We start from the raw sequence: 17,464 nt of genomic DNA, 5'->3' as shown, positions 1-17,464 counted from the left end.
AACACTTGTCCTCATTCGCGCAAACTTGGTGCCGGCGTTGGCCGGCAGGAAAACTCAAGAAGCCAGTGGCGATACTTGCCAAAGCCCGTTCTGCTGAATCAATTGCCGGTCGCAGTCCGCTTCACGGGCGGCGGCCAATGGCTGCCCAGGCAAGGCCTGGACGACACGCTGACCCTCACTGCGCAACTGGCAGACCTGCTGCCAGAGTGCCGCGTCCGTACTGTCTGGCATCCAGATACCGCCAGACGGTAGCTCGACTTCAGCACGCCCCAGGGTCACCAGGGTTTTCAAATCGGTGGAAAAGCCAGTCGCCGGACGGGCACGACCGAAGTCGGCGCCGATATCGTCATAACGACCGCCCTGGGCGATGGCTTGGCCAACGCCCGGAACAAACACCGCGAACACCACACCGGTGTGGTAGTGGTAGCCGCGCAACTCACCCAGGTCAAAATACAACGGCAGTTGCGGGAAGCGCGCCGACAACTGCTCGGCAATCGCCAGCACGTCGTCCAGGGCCGCCAGCACCGGGGCCGGCGCGTTGGCCAGGCGATCACGGGCAGCGGTCAGCACTTCGCGACCACCACACAGGTCCACCAGCGCACGCAGCATGCCAGCCAGGTCGGCAGGCACGCCTTCGGTCAGGGCGATCACTTCGTCGATGGCCTTGCGCTGCAGGGCATCGAACAACTGCTGCTCCACTTCGCCGGACAAACCGGCCGCACGGGCCAGGCCACGGTAGATACCGACATGCCCCAGGTCCATGTGGACATCCGGCACATCGGCCAGTTGCAGCATCGCCAGCATCAGGCTGATGACTTCAACGTCGCTGCTCGGGCTCGCATCGCCATACAACTCGGCGCCCAACTGGATCGGGCTACGGGACGATGACAAGGCGCGCGGTTGCGCATGCAGCACGCTGCCGGCGTAGCACAGGCGGCTCGGCCCTTCACGACGCAAGGTATGCGCATCAATGCGCGCCACTTGCGGCGTGATGTCGGCGCGAAAGCCCATTTGCCGGCCCGATTGCGGGTCGATGACCTTGAAGGTGCGCAGATCCAGGTCCTGGCCCGCGCCGGTCAGCAGGGATTCCAGGTACTCGATATGGGGAGTCACGACAAACTCGTAACCCCAGCTCTGGAACAGATCCAACACCTGGCGACGCGCGATTTCAATACGCGCAGCCTCTGGTGGCAGTACTTCTTCGATGCCATCTGGCAGCAGCCAGCGGTCTACCGTTGCCATTACGCCATTCCCCTATGACCCGGCCTGCCCTTGGGCGAGCCTTGAGTGAAGCAGAAAATACCCGGCCCCTGCATAAACCACGCGCAAGAGCGACGTGACGAATGGCCTGTAGACGGCCTCGTCGGGCACTTTCCTCGAAAAACCTGTCACGCCTGCAACGCACAACAACAATCAAACATGCAGACGCAAAAAAGCCGGGAATTTCCCGGCTGCCGCATCATACACCCGTTTTCCGAAAGGATCACCCCGCCGAGCGTTTTAGCCGCCCGACGGAGTGGAACCAGCCAGTCAGCGGGTTACTTGGACTTTTCCAGGTAGCGGAAGAAATCGCTACTTGGGTCCAGCACCATGACATCGGTTTTGTTCGCAAAGCTTTCACGGTAGGCACGCAGGCTACGGTAGAACGCGTAGAACTCCTGGTCCTGGCCATAAGCCTTGGCGTAGATCGACGCGGCTTGGGCATCACCATCACCACGAGCCTCTTCGGACTCACGATAGGCCTCTGCCAACAGTACGCGACGCTGACGGTCGGCATCCGCACGGATACCTTCAGCCAGTTCGTTACCCTTGGCACGGTGCTCACGCGCCTCACGCTCACGCTCGGTGCTCATACGCTCGAACACGCTGCGGTTCACTTCCTTGGGCAGGTCAATGGCCTTGACCCGAACATCGACCACTTCGATACCCAGCTCTTTTTCCGCCATGGTGTTCAGCGAACGGGTGATGTCAGCCATCAGCGCATCACGCTCACCGGATACCACCTCGTGCAGGGTGCGCTTACCAAACTGGTCGCGCAGGCCCGATTCCAGACGACGGGACAAACGCTCGTCGGCAATCTGCTTGAGGCCGGAAGTCGCGGTGTAGAAGCGCTCGGCATCCTTGACGCGCCACTTGGCGTAGGCGTCAACCATCACGGCTTTCTTTTCCAGGGTCAGGAAACGCTGTGTCGGTGCATCCAGGGTCATCAGGCGGGCGTCAAACTTGCGCACCTGGTTGACGTAGGGGACTTTCACATGCAGGCCCGGCTGGACATCCGCCTGAACCACACGCCCGAATTGCAGCAACACCGCACGCTCGGTCTGAGCCACGATGTAGAAGCAGTTCCAGGCAGCGATGACCACGACGACGCCCACAATCAGGGCGGTCAGCGATTTATTGCTCATCAACGACTCTCCCGGGAACGTGTTTGCTGTTGCTGCAAGTCAGCGGCCGCACGGGCGCTCGCTTCGTTGGCAGCGGCAGTCGAACTGGCGGAAGACGAAGTACTGCCGGCACTACGACCACCTTCGATCATCTTGTCCAGCGGCAGGTACAGCAGGTTGTTCTGCCCACCCTTGTTGCCGGTCACGAGAACCTTGCTGGTGTTGGTGAAGACTTCCTGCATGGTGTCCAGGTACAGACGCTCGCGGGTGACTTCCGGTGCCTTGCGGTACTCGGCCACCAGCTTGGTGAAGCGGTCAGCCTCACCCTTGGCGCGGGACACGACTTCGTCGCGGTAACCGTTGGCATCTTCAATGATGCGCTGGGCCTGACCACGGGCTTCCGGCACCACGCCGTTGGCGTAGGTTTCAGCCTGGTTGCGCGAACGCTGCTCGTCTTCACGGGCACGGATCACGTCATCGAAGGCTTCCTGCACTTCACGCGGTGCCGCTGCGCTCTGTACGTTGACCTGGGTAACGGTGATACCGGTGCGATAGGTATCGAGGAACCGTTGCAGGCGCTCCTTGATCTCGCTGGCCATCAGTTCACGGCCTTCGGTCAGCACCTGGTCCATCGCAGTGGAACCCACTACGTGGCGCAGGGCGCTTTCGGTCGCGTGCTGCAAGCTGATTTCCGGCTGGTCGACGTTAAGCACGAAGTCCTGCAGATTGCTGATCTTGTACTGCACGGTCAGCGGCACTTCGACGATGTTCTCGTCTTCGGTCAGCATCTGGCCCTGCTTGGTGTAGGCACGCTCACGCGTGACGTTCTCCATGTACTTCTTGTCGATCGGCGGGAAGTAGATATTCAGGCCGGGGCCGACAGTCTCGTAGTACTTGCCGAAGCGCAGCACCACGGCTTGCTCCTGCTCGTCCACCACATAGACCGCGCTGTACAGCCAGACAGCCGCCAGCGCCACGAGGCCCAGGCCAAGCAGGCCGTAGCCGCCGCCCTTGCCTGTGCGACCGCCGTCGTCACCACCACGTTTTTTTCCACCACCGAACAACCCATTCAGGCTTTCCTGCAGCTTTCGGAAGGCCTCGTCGAGATCTGGTGGCCCCTTGCGGTCGCCATTATTGCGGCGTTTACCACCCCAAGGATCCTGATTATTCGAGTTGCCACCCGGCTCATTCCAAGCCATAGCGCTCTCCATCTGATAAAGCAAAGACGCACCCACGGCGCGCCGACCAATGCTACAGAATGCCTGCCACAGCGGCACAACCGCTTTCTCAGGCTTTTATTGCAAAGTGTGTTGTTCGAGGAACTCCGTCGGTACAACGCCCTCACGACTCACCAGCCGATTGAGCTCCGAACGAGGCAAACGAACAGCCAGCAGGCTGACACCCTCTTCGTCGTGTTCTTCTTTCTGTACGGCACCCAGTTCAAAGAACTGAGCACGCAGTCGAGCAAAACGCTGAGGCAAGCGCAAGGTGCCGACGAACAAATCGCCACCGAGCAACTCGGCAATCGCCTGCTCAAGCAATTCCAGACCACTACCGTCCCGCGCCGACAGCCAGACCCGCTGGGGCCTGCCGTTTTCGTCGCGCTGGATTTGCGGCTCCACACCTTCAAGCAAATCGAGTTTGTTATAGACCTCGAGGATCGGCAAGTCCTGGGCGCCAATCTCACCCAGTACTACCATGACCTGCTCGATCTGCAACATCCGGTCAGGCTCGGCCGCATCAATGACGTGCAGCAGCAGGTCGGAGTTGCTCGACTCTTCGAGCGTAGACCGGAATGCCTCGACCAGCTTGTGCGGCAAGTGGCGGATGAAGCCCACAGTGTCGGCCAGCACAATCGGCCCCAAGTCGTCGAGTTCCAGACGGCGCAAGGTCGGGTCAAGGGTGGCGAACAATTGGTCTGCCGCGTACACGTCCGATTTGGTCACGTTGTTGAACAGCGTGGATTTACCGGCGTTGGTGTAGCCCACCAGGGACACGGTAGGGATATCCGCACGGGTACGGCCGCGTCGCGATTGCTCGCGCTGACTGCGCACCTTCTCCAGCCGGCCCTTGATCTGGCGCAGGCGCACCCGCAGCAGACGCCGGTCGGTTTCGAGTTGGGTTTCACCCGGCCCACGCATGCCGATACCGCCACCCTGACGCTCAAGGTGCGTCCAGCCGCGAACCAGGCGGGTGCTCATGTGGTCAAGCTGGGCCAGTTCGACCTGGAGCTTGCCTTCATGGGTACGAGCGCGTTGGGCGAAGATATCGAGAATCAGACCGGTACGGTCAATCACGCGACACTCGAAAACACGTTCGAGGTTACGTTCCTGACTGGGCGTGAGGATGTGATTGAAGATAACCAGATCGGCTTCTTCGGCATGGACCAGGTCGCGCAGTTCCTCGACCTTGCCGCTGCCAATCAGAAATTTGGCGGTTGGCCGATGACGCGGCACGTTAAAAAACGCGACGGTCTCGGCGCCGGCCGAATTTGCCAGCTCCTGAAACTCCTGCGGATCTTCGCGCGCCTCAGGGTCCTGTCCATCCAAGTGAACGAGGATTACTCGCTCACCACCACCGTGGCGCTCAAAGAACAAAGGAGACTCCTATCAGGCGTTACCTGGCTCAGCGTCACCCTGTTCGGATTCGGTTGCGCTAGGCAGACGAATTGGACGAACCGGCACTACTGTCGAGATAGCGTGTTTGTAGACCATCTGGCTGACGGTGTTTTTCAGCAGGATCACGAACTGGTCGAAAGACTCGATCGTACCTTGCAGCTTGATGCCGTTGACCAGATAGATGGAAACCCCAACTTTCTCTTTACGTAAAGTATTCAAGTAAGGGTCTTGTAGCGAATGCCCTTTTGACATGTGCCGCACTCCTTTAAGGATCAATAATAAAAAATCGGAAAAATAGATAGCTTGTGACCGTCACACCCCCAAGGATAGACGGCAATTGCAAGGACTCAGCTCAATATGGAGACCGTTCCCAAGTATTTCAAGGCGCGTGACAGATTGTCGCAATCCAGACTGTCCAGCCAATGCAGGTCAGTCCAACTGCGCAGCCAAGTGAACTGGCGTTTTGCCAATTGGCGCGTGGCAATAATGCCGCGCTCCTGCATTTCGGCTGACGTCAGCTTGCCATCCAGATGATCCCAGACTTGGCGGTAGCCTACAGCACGTATCGAAGGCAATCCCGGATGCAGATCACCTCTTGAACGCAGTGCTACGACCTCCTCCACGAACCCCTGTTCCAACATAATTGTGAATCTTTGTGCAATTCGTTCATGCAGCACCTGCCGATTCGCCGGAGCGATAGCCAGATTGGCGACAGTATAGGGCAATTGTCCCGGTCCAGAGGTGCCTGCGTCAGTACTTTGCGCAGATTGTCTGAGGCGATGGGCCGTCATTGTCTGGCCACTCACGCGCCAGACTTCCAGAGCCCGGCTCAGGCGCTGGGGGTCGTTGGGGTGAATGCGCGCGGCAGATACCGGGTCAATCGCCGCCAATTGCTCGTGCAGGGCCTGCCAACCAAGGCGTGCAGCCTCTTCTTCGATTTCGGCGCGCACCTGCGGATCGGCGGGCGGCATGTCGGCCAAGCCTTCCTGCAGCGCCTTGTAATAGAGCATCGTGCCGCCCACCAGCAGCGGGATATTGCCCCGCGCGGTGATTTCAGCCATGGCCGCCAGGGCATCGGTACGAAAATCCGCCGCCGAGTAGCTTTGCGATGGATCAATAATGTCGATCAGTCGATGGGGATGGGCGGCCAACAGCTCCTTGGACGGCTTGGCGGTACCAATGTCCATGTCCCGGTAAACCAGGGCTGAATCGACACTGATCAGCTCACAGGGCAAAACCTTGGTCAGCTCGATCGCAAGGTCTGTCTTGCCGGCGGCCGTCGGGCCCATCAGGAAGATGGCGGGAGGTAGAGAGCTCATCAGCGGCCGCGCAGGAATAGTTTGTCCAGATCATCCAGGCCCATTTGGGTCCAGGTCGGTCGGCCATGGTTGCACTGGCCACTGCGCTCGGTGTTTTCCATGTCCCGCAGCAGGCCGTTCATTTCCGGCAGGGCCAGGCGCCGGTTGGCGCGGATCGCGCCGTGGCAGGCCATGGTGCCGAGCAGTTCGTTGATATGCGCCTGGATCCGGTCACTGGTGCCGTATTCCATCAGGTCCGCCAGCACGTCGGCCACCAGCCGATTGGCCTCGGCCTGCTTGAGCAGGGCGGGAATCTGCCGGATGGCCAGGGTTTCCGGGCCCAGGCGCTGCAACTCAAAACCCAGTTTCTGGAACACCGCGTGGTGCTCCTCGGCGCAATCGGCTTCCCGCTGGCTCACCGCCAGGGACTCCGGCACCAGCAATGGCTGGCCGCTCAGGCCTTCACTGGCCATGGCGATCTTCAGGCGCTCGTACATGATCCGTTCGTGGGCCGCGTGCATGTCCACCAGCACCAGGCCGTGGGCGTTTTCCGCGAGGATATAGATGCCCTTGAGCTGGGCCAGGGCATAACCCAGGGGCGGGATATCACCGCCGCCTTCCGGCAGGGCCACTGCGCCCGGCTCGGCACCGGGCAGCGGCGCGAAGAATTCGCGATAGGCCGCCTGGGCCTCGGCCACCGGCACCGCCGATTGCGGACGCGGGGTGTATTGATACTGATAGCCCGCCCCCGCGCCGGAACCCGGCGCCGGGTAACTTGGCTGGGCTTGCGGCGATTGCAGCAGGTTGGCCGCCAGGCTCATTTCGCCCTGGGGCCCGAATTCACCGGCCTCCGGCCCTGTCGGGCGGACGACGGCGGTGACAATCGGCGCCGCCAGTTGATCGTCCGGGCGCACATCGCCCAAGGCACGGTGCAAGGTGCCATAGAGGAAGTCATGGACCATGCGCCCGTCACGGAAGCGCACCTCGTGCTTGGTCGGGTGCACGTTGACGTCGACCACCGCGGGGTCCACTTCAAAAAACAGCACAAAGGTTGGGTGCCGGCCATTGAACAGCACGTCGCGATAGGCCTGGCGCACCGCATGGGCCACCAGCTTGTCGCGTACGGCACGGCCATTCACAAAGAAATACTGCAAGTCTGCCTGGCTGCGGGAGAACGTCGGCAGGCCGACCCAACCCCACAAATGCAGGCCGTTACGCTCGATCTCAATCGGCAGCGCCTGTTCCAGGAAGCCTGCGCCGCAGATTGCCGACACGCGTCGGGCGCGGGCGGCATCGTCATTGGCCTCATGCAGGCTGAGGATGGTCTTGCCGTTGTGGCGCAGGTGGAAGGCCACATCAAAGCGCGCCAGGGCCAGGCGCTTGATGACTTCTTGCAGGTGATCGAATTCGGTTTTTTCGGCCTTGAGGAATTTGCGCCGCGCCGGGGTATTGAAGAACAGGTCGCGCACTTCCACCGAGGTGCCCACTGGATGGGCTGCCGGCTGGACCCGAGGGGCCATGTCACGGCCTTCGGTTTCCACCTGCCAGGCCTGTTCGGCGCCACGGGTGCGGGAGGTCAAGGTCAGGCGCGCCACGGAGCTGATTGATGCCAGCGCCTCACCACGAAAGCCCAGGCTCATCACCCGCTCAAGGTCTTCCAGGTCACGGATTTTGCTGGTGGCATGGCGTGCCAGTGCCAGCGGCAGGTCGTCCGAGGAAATCCCGCTACCGTCGTCGCGCACCCGCAGCAGCTTGACGCCGCCCTGCTCGACATCCACGTCGATGCGCTTGGCGCCGGAGTCGAGGCTGTTTTCCAGCAGTTCCTTGATCACCGACGCCGGGCGCTCAACCACCTCGCCCGCAGCGATCTGGTTGGCCAGCCGCGGGCTGAGCAGTTCGATGCGCGAAGCGCTGTTCAATACCGATTCGCTCATTACTGTGCTGCCAACTTAGTGCTGGGGATGGTCAACACCTGGCCGACTTTCAGCTCATCGGTTTTCAGGTTATTGGCGCTGCGCAAGGTGGCGGCCGAAACCTGGAAACGCACGGCCAGCATGGCCAAGGTGTCGCCGGGCTGCACCCGGTGATCACGCGGGCCCTGGGCGATTTTCCCGGAGTCCCGTAGCCAGGCGATATAGGTGCCCGGCGGCGGGTTCTGCTGGAAGAACTGACGCACGCCGGAACTGATGGAGCGCGCCAGCGCCTGCTGGTGGCTGGCGCTGGCCAGCTTGTTGGCTTCGTTGGCGTTGGAGATAAAGCCGGTTTCGACCAGGATCGACGGGATATCCGGCGACTTGAGCACCATAAACCCGGCCTGCTCCACCCGCTGCTTGTGCAACGGGGTGACCCGGCCCATGTTGGTCAGGACTTTCTGCCCGACGTTCAGGCTGGAGGTCAGCGAGGCAGTCATCGACAGATCCAGCAATACACCCGCGAGCATGCGGTCCTTGTCATCCAGGGACACGTTGCCGGCACCGCCGATCAAGTCGGAACGGTTTTCGCTGTCGGCCAGCCAGCGTGCGGTCTCGGATGTGGCGCCACGATCCGACAGGGCAAACACCGAGGCGCCAAAGGCGGCCTTCGACGGGGCGGCGTCGGCGTGGATCGACACGAACAGGTCGGCGCCCTTCTTGCGGGCGATTTCGGTACGCCCGCGCAGCGGGATGAAGTAGTCGCCGGTACGGGTCAATTCGGCGCGGTAGCCTTTCATCCCGTTGATCTGACGCTGCAATTCGCGGGCGATGGCCAGGACCACGTCTTTTTCGTGCTGGCCACGGGATCCCGAGGCGCCCGGGTCTTCACCGCCGTGGCCGGCGTCGATCACCACGATGACGTCACGTTTGCCGGCCGGGGCTGGCGGCAGCGGTGGCAACTTGACCTGGGGCTGCGCGGGGCTGACCGGCACGGCTGGCGTGGTGGCGACAGAAGGCGCAGGTGCAGGGGCTGGTGCCGCATCGGCAGGGTTATCGAACAGATCGACCACCAGGCGGTTGCCATACTGGGCGTTCGGCGCGAGGGAAAAACTCTTCGGCGTCACGACCTTTTTCAGGTCGATGACCACCCGCAGGTCAGTCGGCGTGCGCTGGGCCGAGCGCATCGCGGTAATCGGCGTGTTCGCAGTGGAGACCTTCAGGGGCGCGGCCAGGGTCGCACCGTTGATGTCAATCACCAGGCGATCAGGCGCCGTCAGGGTAAAGACACTGTGCTGGACCGGGCCAGACAGGTCGAACACCAGTCGCGTGTTATCCGGAGCTCGCCACAGGCGCACACTTTTCACCTGTGAAGCAGCCAGAGCATTGACAGTCATTGCCGCAAGCAACACCCCCACGACAGCAACCAACGCGCGAAAGCGCATACCTAACCCACCCATTATTAGAATTTCAAAGCCAAAGCGGCACACCAGGACTCACTGCGCGCGCTCTGGGACAACAATTTCAACTGACGCCCATGGTTATGCGCAGTAATGGTAATGGTCAGGTCGGGCTTTGGCAAAAAGCCTGTGCCCTTGTCCGGCCACTCGATCAGACACAAGGCGTCGCCATCGAAGTAATCGCGGATGCCCATGTACTCCAATTCCTCGGGATCCACCAGGCGATACAGGTCGAAATGGAACGCCCGCACCTCACCGATCTCGTAAGGTTCTACCAGGGTGAACGTCGGACTTTTCACTGCACCACTATGCCCAAGCCCGCGAATGATGCCGCGCGACAGCGTGGTTTTGCCGGCGCCCAGATCACCTTGCAGAAAAATCAGGCCCACACCCCCGGTGATCTCGGCAATGCTTTTGCCGAGAGCCACCATGGCCTCTTCATCCGCTATAAACAGCGTTACTTCAGACACGGTGACTGCTCCTCCAACAACTGACGAATGGCGGGAATCAGGTCACTGGCCACCAGGCCGCGACCCAAGGTGCCCTGACGATCGCCCGCCGTGGCGTGCAACCACACTGCCAGGCTGGCGGCCTCGAACGCTGGCATGCCTTGGGCCAGCAGCGCGCCGGTCAAGCCGGCGAGCACATCCCCCAGGCCCGCCGATGCCATGGCCGGATGCCCCTGGTCACAGCGCGCCACCCGCCCATCCGGGCTGGCGATCAGGCTGCCCGCGCCCTTGAGCACCGTGACTGCATTGAATTTCTGGCTCAGCGCGCGCGCCACCTTAAGCCGGTCGGCCTGAACCTCGGCTGTCGAGATCCCCATCAGCCGCGCCGCCTCCCCTGGGTGCGGAGTGATCACGCAATCGGCCGGCAAGGTTACATGGCCTGCGGCCAGCAGGTTCAGCGCGTCTGCATCCCAGACCTGGGGTTGCCGGGCATTGGCGGCCACCGACAGTAGGCTTTTGCCCCACGCCATGTCGCCCAGGCCAGGGCCGACAACCATCACCGAGACTTTTTCCAGCAAACCCATCAACTGATTGGCCGAATGCACGCCGCGCACCATGACTTCCGGCAAGCGGGTCAAAGCGGCGGGGACATGTTCACTTCGGGTCGCCAGGGACACCAGGCCAGCACCGCTGCGCAAGGCGCTTTCAGCACTCAGTAGCGCGGCGCCGCCAAAGCCATGGTCGCCACCAATCACCAGGACGTGGCCAAACTGCCCCTTGTGGGCCTCTGGGGAACGCGCAGCCAGTTGCGGCAATTGGCCGGGCAACAGGGGCTGCACGTCGGTTATTTCGTGTTTTGTCTGCGGCATGCGTCTTCAAGCTCCGATGTCTGGCAGAATTATACGCATCTAACCTGCGGTTTCTCTCGTCTCATGCCTGCTATTACCACCGATCTGCCCGCCCTCGCCCAATCGATCAAAGACTGGGGTCGCGAGCTGGGCTTTCAACAAGTCGGCATCAGCGGCCTGGACCTGGCTGAGCATGAACAGCACCTGCAGCGCTGGCTCGACGCGGGCTACCACGGCGAGATGGACTACATGGGCGCCCATGGCAGCAAACGCTCGCACCCGGACGAGTTGGTACCCGGCACCTTGCGCGTGGTGTCCCTGCGCATGGATTACCTGCCCGGCGATACGCAAATGGCGCAACTGCTGGCCCAACCCGAAAAAGCCTATATCTCCCGCTACGCCCTGGGCCGCGACTACCACAAGCTGATCCGCAAGCGCGTGCAGCAACTGGCCGACCGCATCCAGGCACAGATCGGCCCGTTTGGTTTTCGCGCCTTTGTCGACAGCGCCCCAGTGCTGGAAAAAGCCATCGCCGAACAAGCCGGCCTGGGCTGGATCGGCAAAAACACCCTGGTCCTCAGCCGCAAGGCCGGTAGCTACTTCTTCCTCAGCGAACTGTTCGTCGACCTGCCACTGCCCGTCGACCCGCCCCACAGCACCGAACACTGCGGCCGCTGCACCGCCTGCCTGGACATCTGCCCCACCAATGCCTTCGTCGGCCCCTATGTGCTGGACGCCCGGCGCTGCATTTCCTACTTGACCATCGAACTCAAGAGCGCAATCCCCGAGGATCTGCGGCCACTGATTGGCAACCGCGTGTTCGGCTGCGATGACTGTCAGATCGTTTGCCCGTGGAATCGTTTCGCCCGACCTTCAGGAGAAAGCGATTTCAAGCCGCGCCACAACCTGGATAACGCCGAACTGGCCGAGTTATTTATGTGGGATGAGGATAAATTCCTCAGCAGCACCGAAGGCTCGCCGCTACGCCGCGCCGGTTATGAGCGTTGGCTGCGTAACCTGGCCGTGGGCCTGGGCAACGCGCCTTCCAGCATTCCGGTGCTGGAAGCCTTGAAGGCGCGCCGGGACTACCCCTCCGAACTGGTCCGCGAACATGTCGAATGGGCGCTGAACCAGCACGCGACGCGTCAATGTTCGTCGTTGTAGACGAACTTGGGCATTTCCCAGTGAAAGCGGATGGCCAGCAGTCGCAGTAGAAAACCGCTGAACAGGGTGAGCAGAATCGCTTGCTCGCTGGGCAGTTCGAGGTAGATGCACAGCATGTAGCACCAGGCGGCGAGGAACGACACGCTGGCATACAACTCGCGGCGGAAGATCAACGGAATATCGTTACAGAAAATATCCCGCAGGATCCCGCCGAAGACTCCGGTGATCACCCCGCTGACCGAGGCCACCAGCATGCCGTGCCCCATTTCCAGGGCCGTCATGCAGCCGATCAGGGTGAAAGCCACCAGCCCTACGGCGTCCAGCGCCAAAAACAGTGAGCGCAAGTGGCGCATCAGCGGGGCGATAAAGATCGTCACCAATGCCGCTACCGAGGTCAGCACCAGGTATTCCGGATGTTTGACCCAGGTCAGCGGGTAATGGCCGAGCAACACATCGCGCACCGAACCGCCACCCAGCGCCGTCACGCAGGCGATCAACACCACGCCAAACCAGTCCATGCCACGACGGCCGGCGGACAAGGCGCCGGTCATGGCTTCGGCGGTGATGGCGATGAGGTAGAGCATCAGCAGCATGATGGCGATCCTTGCAAAGAGGCGCGCAGTCTAATCATTTGGCGAGGGCACCAAAAGGGGGCGCTCGGCGAAAGACCGAGCATGCCCACACGTGGAATGCGATCAAATGTGTGGCTTGCCTGCGATAGCGGTAGGTCAGTCGATACATCCTTACTTGTCCCACCGCCATCGCGGGCAAGCCCGCTCCCACAGGGGATCTGGGCAGGGCACAGAACTTTGCACACACCACACAGCAACTGTGGGAGCGGGCTTGCCCGCGATGGCGCCAGCCCTGGCGCCACGAACTCAAGCCTTGATGAAATGCTTGCGGTAATGCTGCAACTCGGCAATCGACTCGCGGATATCATCCAGGGCCAGGTGGGTGCTGCCCTTATGGAAGCTGTCCTTGACCTCTGGCGCCCAACGCGCGGCCAGTTCTTTCAAGGTCGACACATCGAGGTTGCGGTAGTGGAAGTAGCTTTCCAGCCCCTTCATATGGGTATAAAGGAAGCGGCGGTCCTGGCAGATGCTGTTGCCACAGATCGGCGACTTGCCCTTGGGCACCCACTTTTCCAGGAAGGCAATCGTCTGGGCCTCAGCCTCGGCCATGCTGATGCGGCTGTCGCGCACGCGCTGGGTCAGGCCCGAGTTGCCGTGGGTGCGGGTGTTCCACTCGTCCATGGTGGCCAGCACCGCGTCGCTGTGGTGGATGGCGATCACCGGACCTTCGGCCAAGGTGTTGAGGTTGCTGTCGGTGACAATGGTCGCCATCTCGATGATGACGTCGGTGTCAGGGTTCAGACCGGTCATTTCCAGATCGATCCAAATCAGGTTCTGTGGGTTTTGCATGTCGTGGTTCCTTGGCACCTTGGCGTAGCTGCGCAGTTTAGCAGGCGGGGCGTGCTAGACTCGCGACCGTTTTATCCAACCTTTGCATTATCGACACGGAACACCAATGGCCAAACGCCAGCTCAACCGTCGCCAAAACTGGCGCATCGAAAAAATCCAGGGTGAACGCGCTGCCCGCGCCGCCAAACGTGAATCTTCCGCCGTGGAAGCGCTGGAGGGTGGCGACCTGGGCCCCGAACAAACGGGCCTGGTGATCGCGCACTTTGGGGTGCAGGTCGAAGTCGAGGCCCTGGAGGGCGAGCTGGCCGGCGAAGTGTTCCGCTGCCACCTGCGCGCCAACCTGCCGGCCCTGGTAACCGGCGACAAAGTGGTGTGGCGTGCCGGCAACCAAGGCATCGGGGTGATCGTCGCGCAACTGCCGCGCAGCACCGAACTGCGCCGCCCGGACAGCCGTGGCCAACTCAAGCCGGTGGCGGCCAACGTCGACATGATTGTCATCGTCTTCGCCCCGCTGCCCGAGCCACACGCCAACCTGATCGACCGCTACCTGGTGGCGGCCGAGCACGCTGGCATCCGCCCGCTGTTGCTGCTGAACAAATTCGACCTGATCGACGACCAGAACGCCCCGGCGCTGAATGCGTTGCTTGCGGTGTATCGGCAGTTGGGCTACCCGGTGCTGGAAGTCTCGGCACACCATGGCAACGGCATGGAACAGCTGCAACAGCAGTTGGACGGGCGCATCAGCGTGTTCGTCGGCCAGTCGGGCGTGGGTAAGTCGTCGCTGGTCAACAGCCTGCTACCGGAAGTCGAGACCCGCGTCGGCCCGCTGTCGGAGCTGTCCGGCCAGGGTACGCACACCACCACCACCGCACGCCTGTTCCACTTCCCGGGCGGTGGCGAGCTGATCGACTCCCCCGGCATCCGTGAATTCGGCCTGGGCCACGTCAGCCGCGCAGATGTAGAAGCGGGTTTCATCGAGTTCAACGACTTGATCGGCACGTGCCGCTTCCGCGACTGCAAGCACGACCGCGAGCCGGGTTGTGCGTTGCTCAAGGCCCTGGAAGACGGGCGCGTGCAGCAGCAACGCATGAACAGCTATCGCTCGATCATCGCGAGTTTGCCGGAAAGCAGTTACTGAGTGGCCATGCCTCAATACACTTTAAGTGCAGCCTGCAACCCCCTACTCCATTGATTTAATAGGGGCCGGCATCAAGAATTCAGGACAACTGGGTGGCTCGTTGACACAAGCCAGCTTGAATTCGGAATTCCTGATGCCCATAATCACTCCGTTACCGGCGAAAGTCGGCAGGAGTCTGGATCCTTCCCGGAGTTGATCCAGCGGCGCAGAAGGGGCGAAGCAAGCTCCACTGCGTGTCGAATGAAGCCGCCTTCGGGCGGCTTTGCTTTTGTGGGACATTCGATTGACTCTCTACTATCACCCCAAACAAGGCGATGTTCTTCTCTGCGATTTCACACGAGGCTTTGTCGCCCCTGAAATGCTGAAGATCCGTAAAGTCGTGGTGATATCCCCTACCTCCAGCCACAATCGCAGGCTGTGCACTGTAGTCCCGATCGCCTCTACTGCCCCCGAAGTCCAGCATGCCTGGCACCACCTGTTACACATCAACCCCCTTCAGTCCGATGGCTACAAAGAGCTGTGGGTGAAGTGCGACATGATCTATACCGTGAGTTTCGAGCGCCTCGACAAGCTGCATAGAAAGACCCGCTCCAAAGGTCGGGAGTACTTCGTACCGCGGCTGAATACCGATGATATGCAAGGCGTGATCAGTGGCGTCAAAGCCTACCTCCCACTTTGAGCACAAGTAAAAACGCCCCGACTGATCGGGGCGCTTTCATTTAGACGGTACGCCTACGAGCCTGGCGCAGGCACCGTAGGAGCCTTTACCCCGCCCTCATCAAACAGATTCAGCTTCTGCCGCAACTCATGGGCCGGCAACGGCTGCTGCTCGGGTGGCAGGGCATTCGGGTCTACCGGCACTTCACCCGGCGCGCCCTCGCCCTGGGTCGGTACCGGCGCAGGGGCACCCTGCTCGCCTTCGATGGCACGCTGGGCCTTTTTGGTCAGCACCACAATATCAATGCGCCGGTTGATCGGGTTGAACGGGTCCTGGACATCAAACAGCTGGGATGAAGCAAAGCCCACGACGCGCGCCACCTGGGTATCCGGATAGCTGCCGGCCACCAGGACACGGCGGGCGGCGTTGGCACGGTTGGCCGACAACTCCCAGTTACCGAAATCGCCCAGGCCCGAATACGGCTTGGCATCGGTGTGGCCGCTGACGCTGATCTTGTTCGGCACCGCCTTGATGGTGTCGGCCATGGCCAGCAGGATGTCTTCGAAGTAAGACTTCAGGCGCGCACTGCCAGAGTCGAACATCGGTCGATTGGCCGCATCCATGATCTGGATACGCAGGCCGTCCTGGGTGATATCGAAGTGGATCTGATCCTTGAATTTTTGCAGTTGCGGGTTTTCATCGACCTTGTTCTGCAACTCTTGCAGTAACAGCTCCAGGCGTTCCTGCTCGACCTGTTCGGCCATGCTCTCGACGGTCTGGCGTTCGATCGGGATATTTTCCTGGGGCGCTTCGGTCTGCACCTCCGGGTTGATGGTGCGCTCAGGGGCCAATTCGGGCGAGCCGCCCAAGTCGATCACAAACGGCGTGCCGCTCTCGGAAAACCCAATGGGATCCTTGAAGTAACCGGCGATGGCGATCTTCTGTTCCGGCGTCGCGGTGGACATCAGCCACAACACCAAAAAGAACGCCATCATCGCCGTCGCAAAGTCAGCGAAGGCAATTTTCCAGGCACCACCGTGGTGCCCGGCAGCGAAGCGCTTGACGCGCTTGATGATAATCGGCTGGTTGTTTTCCATGGCTTAGCGACCGCGAACTGCTTGTTCCAGCTCGGCAAAGCTTGGACGGTGCTTCGGATACAGCACCTTGCGCCCGAACTCCACCGCCAGGGATGGCGGCATGCCGGAAGCCGAAGCCACCAGGGACGCCTTGATCGCTTCGTAGATATTCATCTCTTCCTTGGCGTCGTGGGCCAGGGAGGTGGCCAGCGGGCCAAAGAAGCCATAGGCCGCGAGAATACCGAAGAAGGTCCCCACCAGCGCCGCACCGACATGCTTGCCGATCGCGGCCTGGTCGCCCTCGCCCAACGACGCCATGGTCACCACGATTCCCAGCACCGCCGCGACGATACCGAAACCGGGCATGCCATCAGCGATACCGTTCACGGCATGGGACGGGTGTTCGATTTCTTCCTTGAGGCTGAACAGCTCCATGTCGAACAAGCCTTCCAGCTCGTGGGGGGCCATGTTGCCGGAGGACATGATGCGCAGATAGTCGCAGATGTAGGCAGTCATGCGGTCGTCCTTGAGCACGGCCGGGTACTTGGCGAAGATCGGGCTCGCCGCAGCGTCCTCGATATCAGCCTCGATAGCCATCATGCCTTCACGGCGGCTCTTGTTAAGGATCTCGTAGACCAGGCCCAACACTTCCAGGTAGAACGTGTGGGAAAAGCGCGAGCTGAACATGCCCAGCGATTTCTTGAGCACGTGCATGGTCATGTAGCTGGGGTTAGCTTGCAGGAAAGCGCCAAACGCCGCACCGCCGATGATCAGCACTTCGAAGGGCTGGATCAGCGCAGCAATTTTACCGTGGGACAGAACGTATCCGCTGAGCACGCTTGCGATGACGACGATGATGCCGATAATTTTAGCCATAGGGGATGAGTACTTGCGCCGTCGGGTTCATGGACATATTCGGAAGATCTAAAAACTCTTCTTCTACTTATCGGCAAAACTGCGCCAGACTATAGCCCGTTAAGGCGAAAAGCCAGTTCGGCCCACTCCGGGCGTGTTGACCGCAAGTGATGATCGCGCCCCAA

17 protein-coding genes are annotated in these 17,464 nt (G+C 61.2%); 3 read left to right on the top strand and 14 right to left on the bottom strand.

Features of this window, described 5'->3' with window-relative positions:
• Positions 1-54 precede the first annotated feature (54 nt).
• The 10 genes from PSH73_RS02350 to PSH73_RS02305 form a co-directional block, all read right to left on the bottom strand.
• The gene (locus PSH73_RS02350; RefSeq protein ID WP_057958153.1) at positions 55-1,242 is read right to left on the bottom strand and encodes an ATP phosphoribosyltransferase regulatory subunit; all 1,188 of its coding nucleotides are present in this window, start codon (positions 1,240-1,242) and stop codon (positions 55-57) included.
• 296 nt (positions 1,243-1,538) lie between these two features.
• Entirely contained in the window at positions 1,539-2,405 is an 867-nt protein-coding gene (hflC, locus tag PSH73_RS02345; protein WP_017849753.1) for a protease modulator HflC, read from the bottom strand.
• The gene (gene hflK / locus PSH73_RS02340) at positions 2,405-3,583 is read right to left on the bottom strand and encodes an FtsH protease activity modulator HflK (protein WP_057958152.1); all 1,179 of its coding nucleotides are present in this window, start codon (positions 3,581-3,583) and stop codon (positions 2,405-2,407) included. The genes hflC and hflK overlap by 1 nt, the downstream gene beginning before the upstream one ends.
• A 96-nt stretch (positions 3,584-3,679) precedes the next feature.
• The gene (hflX, locus tag PSH73_RS02335) at positions 3,680-4,981 is read right to left on the bottom strand and encodes a ribosome rescue GTPase HflX (RefSeq protein ID WP_029299582.1); all 1,302 of its coding nucleotides are present in this window, start codon (positions 4,979-4,981) and stop codon (positions 3,680-3,682) included.
• Positions 4,982-4,993: 12 nt separating this feature from the next.
• On the bottom strand, positions 4,994-5,254 hold the full coding sequence (gene hfq / locus PSH73_RS02330; protein ID WP_010221594.1) for an RNA chaperone Hfq: 261 nt from the start codon (positions 5,252-5,254) through the stop codon (positions 4,994-4,996).
• 95 nt (positions 5,255-5,349) lie between these two features.
• Positions 5,350-6,321 carry a tRNA (adenosine(37)-N6)-dimethylallyltransferase MiaA gene (miaA, locus tag PSH73_RS02325; protein ID WP_057958151.1) on the bottom strand — a complete coding sequence of 324 codons (972 nt, stop codon included), beginning with the start codon at positions 6,319-6,321 and terminating at the stop codon, positions 5,350-5,352.
• Complete coding sequence (gene mutL / locus PSH73_RS02320) at positions 6,321-8,219, bottom strand: DNA mismatch repair endonuclease MutL (protein WP_162947781.1); 1,899 nt, start codon at positions 8,217-8,219, stop codon at positions 6,321-6,323. Before mutL ends, miaA begins: the two co-directional genes overlap by 1 nt.
• Before the next feature lie 14 nt (positions 8,220-8,233).
• Positions 8,234-9,655, bottom strand: coding sequence for an N-acetylmuramoyl-L-alanine amidase (locus PSH73_RS02315; protein WP_057958187.1), 1,422 nt, complete (start codon positions 9,653-9,655; stop codon positions 8,234-8,236).
• Between the two features lie 17 nt (positions 9,656-9,672).
• Complete coding sequence (gene tsaE / locus PSH73_RS02310) at positions 9,673-10,140, bottom strand: tRNA (adenosine(37)-N6)-threonylcarbamoyltransferase complex ATPase subunit type 1 TsaE (RefSeq protein WP_057437400.1); 468 nt, start codon at positions 10,138-10,140, stop codon at positions 9,673-9,675.
• Entirely contained in the window at positions 10,128-10,988 is an 861-nt protein-coding gene (locus PSH73_RS02305; RefSeq protein ID WP_057437392.1) for an NAD(P)H-hydrate dehydratase, read from the bottom strand. Before PSH73_RS02305 ends, tsaE begins: the two co-directional genes overlap by 13 nt.
• A 63-nt stretch (positions 10,989-11,051) precedes the next feature.
• On the opposite strand from PSH73_RS02305, the gene queG reads away from it, so the two are divergent.
• On the top strand, positions 11,052-12,131 hold the full coding sequence (gene queG, locus PSH73_RS02300; protein ID WP_305419040.1) for a tRNA epoxyqueuosine(34) reductase QueG: 1,080 nt from the start codon (positions 11,052-11,054) through the stop codon (positions 12,129-12,131).
• On the opposite strand, the gene PSH73_RS02295 is transcribed toward queG, so the two are convergent.
• Together PSH73_RS02295 and orn are read right to left on the bottom strand one after the other, a co-directional pair.
• Positions 12,113-12,727, bottom strand: coding sequence for a trimeric intracellular cation channel family protein (locus tag PSH73_RS02295; protein ID WP_169851492.1), 615 nt, complete (start codon positions 12,725-12,727; stop codon positions 12,113-12,115). The genes queG and PSH73_RS02295 overlap by 19 nt on opposite strands.
• A 282-nt stretch (positions 12,728-13,009) precedes the next feature.
• Positions 13,010-13,552, bottom strand: a complete 543-nt coding sequence (orn, locus tag PSH73_RS02290; RefSeq protein WP_003188046.1) for an oligoribonuclease — start codon at positions 13,550-13,552, stop codon at positions 13,010-13,012.
• Positions 13,553-13,658: 106 nt separating this feature from the next.
• On the opposite strand from orn, the gene rsgA reads away from it, so the two are divergent.
• Both rsgA and PSH73_RS02280 read left to right on the top strand, forming a co-directional pair.
• Positions 13,659-14,690 carry a small ribosomal subunit biogenesis GTPase RsgA gene (gene rsgA / locus PSH73_RS02285; RefSeq protein ID WP_057437388.1) on the top strand — a complete coding sequence of 344 codons (1,032 nt, stop codon included), beginning with the start codon at positions 13,659-13,661 and terminating at the stop codon, positions 14,688-14,690.
• Positions 14,691-14,973: 283 nt separating this feature from the next.
• Positions 14,974-15,369 (top strand): type II toxin-antitoxin system PemK/MazF family toxin, encoded by a 396-nt coding sequence (locus PSH73_RS02280; RefSeq protein WP_200659362.1) that lies wholly within the window; start codon positions 14,974-14,976, stop codon positions 15,367-15,369.
• A gap of 53 nt (positions 15,370-15,422) precedes the next feature.
• Here the strand turns inward: PSH73_RS02280 and motB are convergent, their stop codons facing one another.
• Positions 15,423-16,445, bottom strand: coding sequence for a flagellar motor protein MotB (motB, locus tag PSH73_RS02275; protein ID WP_128593134.1), 1,023 nt, complete (start codon positions 16,443-16,445; stop codon positions 15,423-15,425).
• Positions 16,446-16,448: 3 nt separating this feature from the next.
• Positions 16,449-17,300, bottom strand: a complete 852-nt coding sequence (gene motA / locus PSH73_RS02270) for a flagellar motor stator protein MotA (protein ID WP_057958147.1) — start codon at positions 17,298-17,300, stop codon at positions 16,449-16,451.
• Positions 17,301-17,464 lie beyond the last annotated feature (164 nt).

Source organism: Pseudomonas sp. FP2294 (assembly GCF_030687625.1).
Classification (GTDB): domain Bacteria; phylum Pseudomonadota; class Gammaproteobacteria; order Pseudomonadales; family Pseudomonadaceae; genus Aquipseudomonas; species Aquipseudomonas shahriarae.
This window is presented reverse-complemented; position numbering and strand designations above follow the sequence as displayed.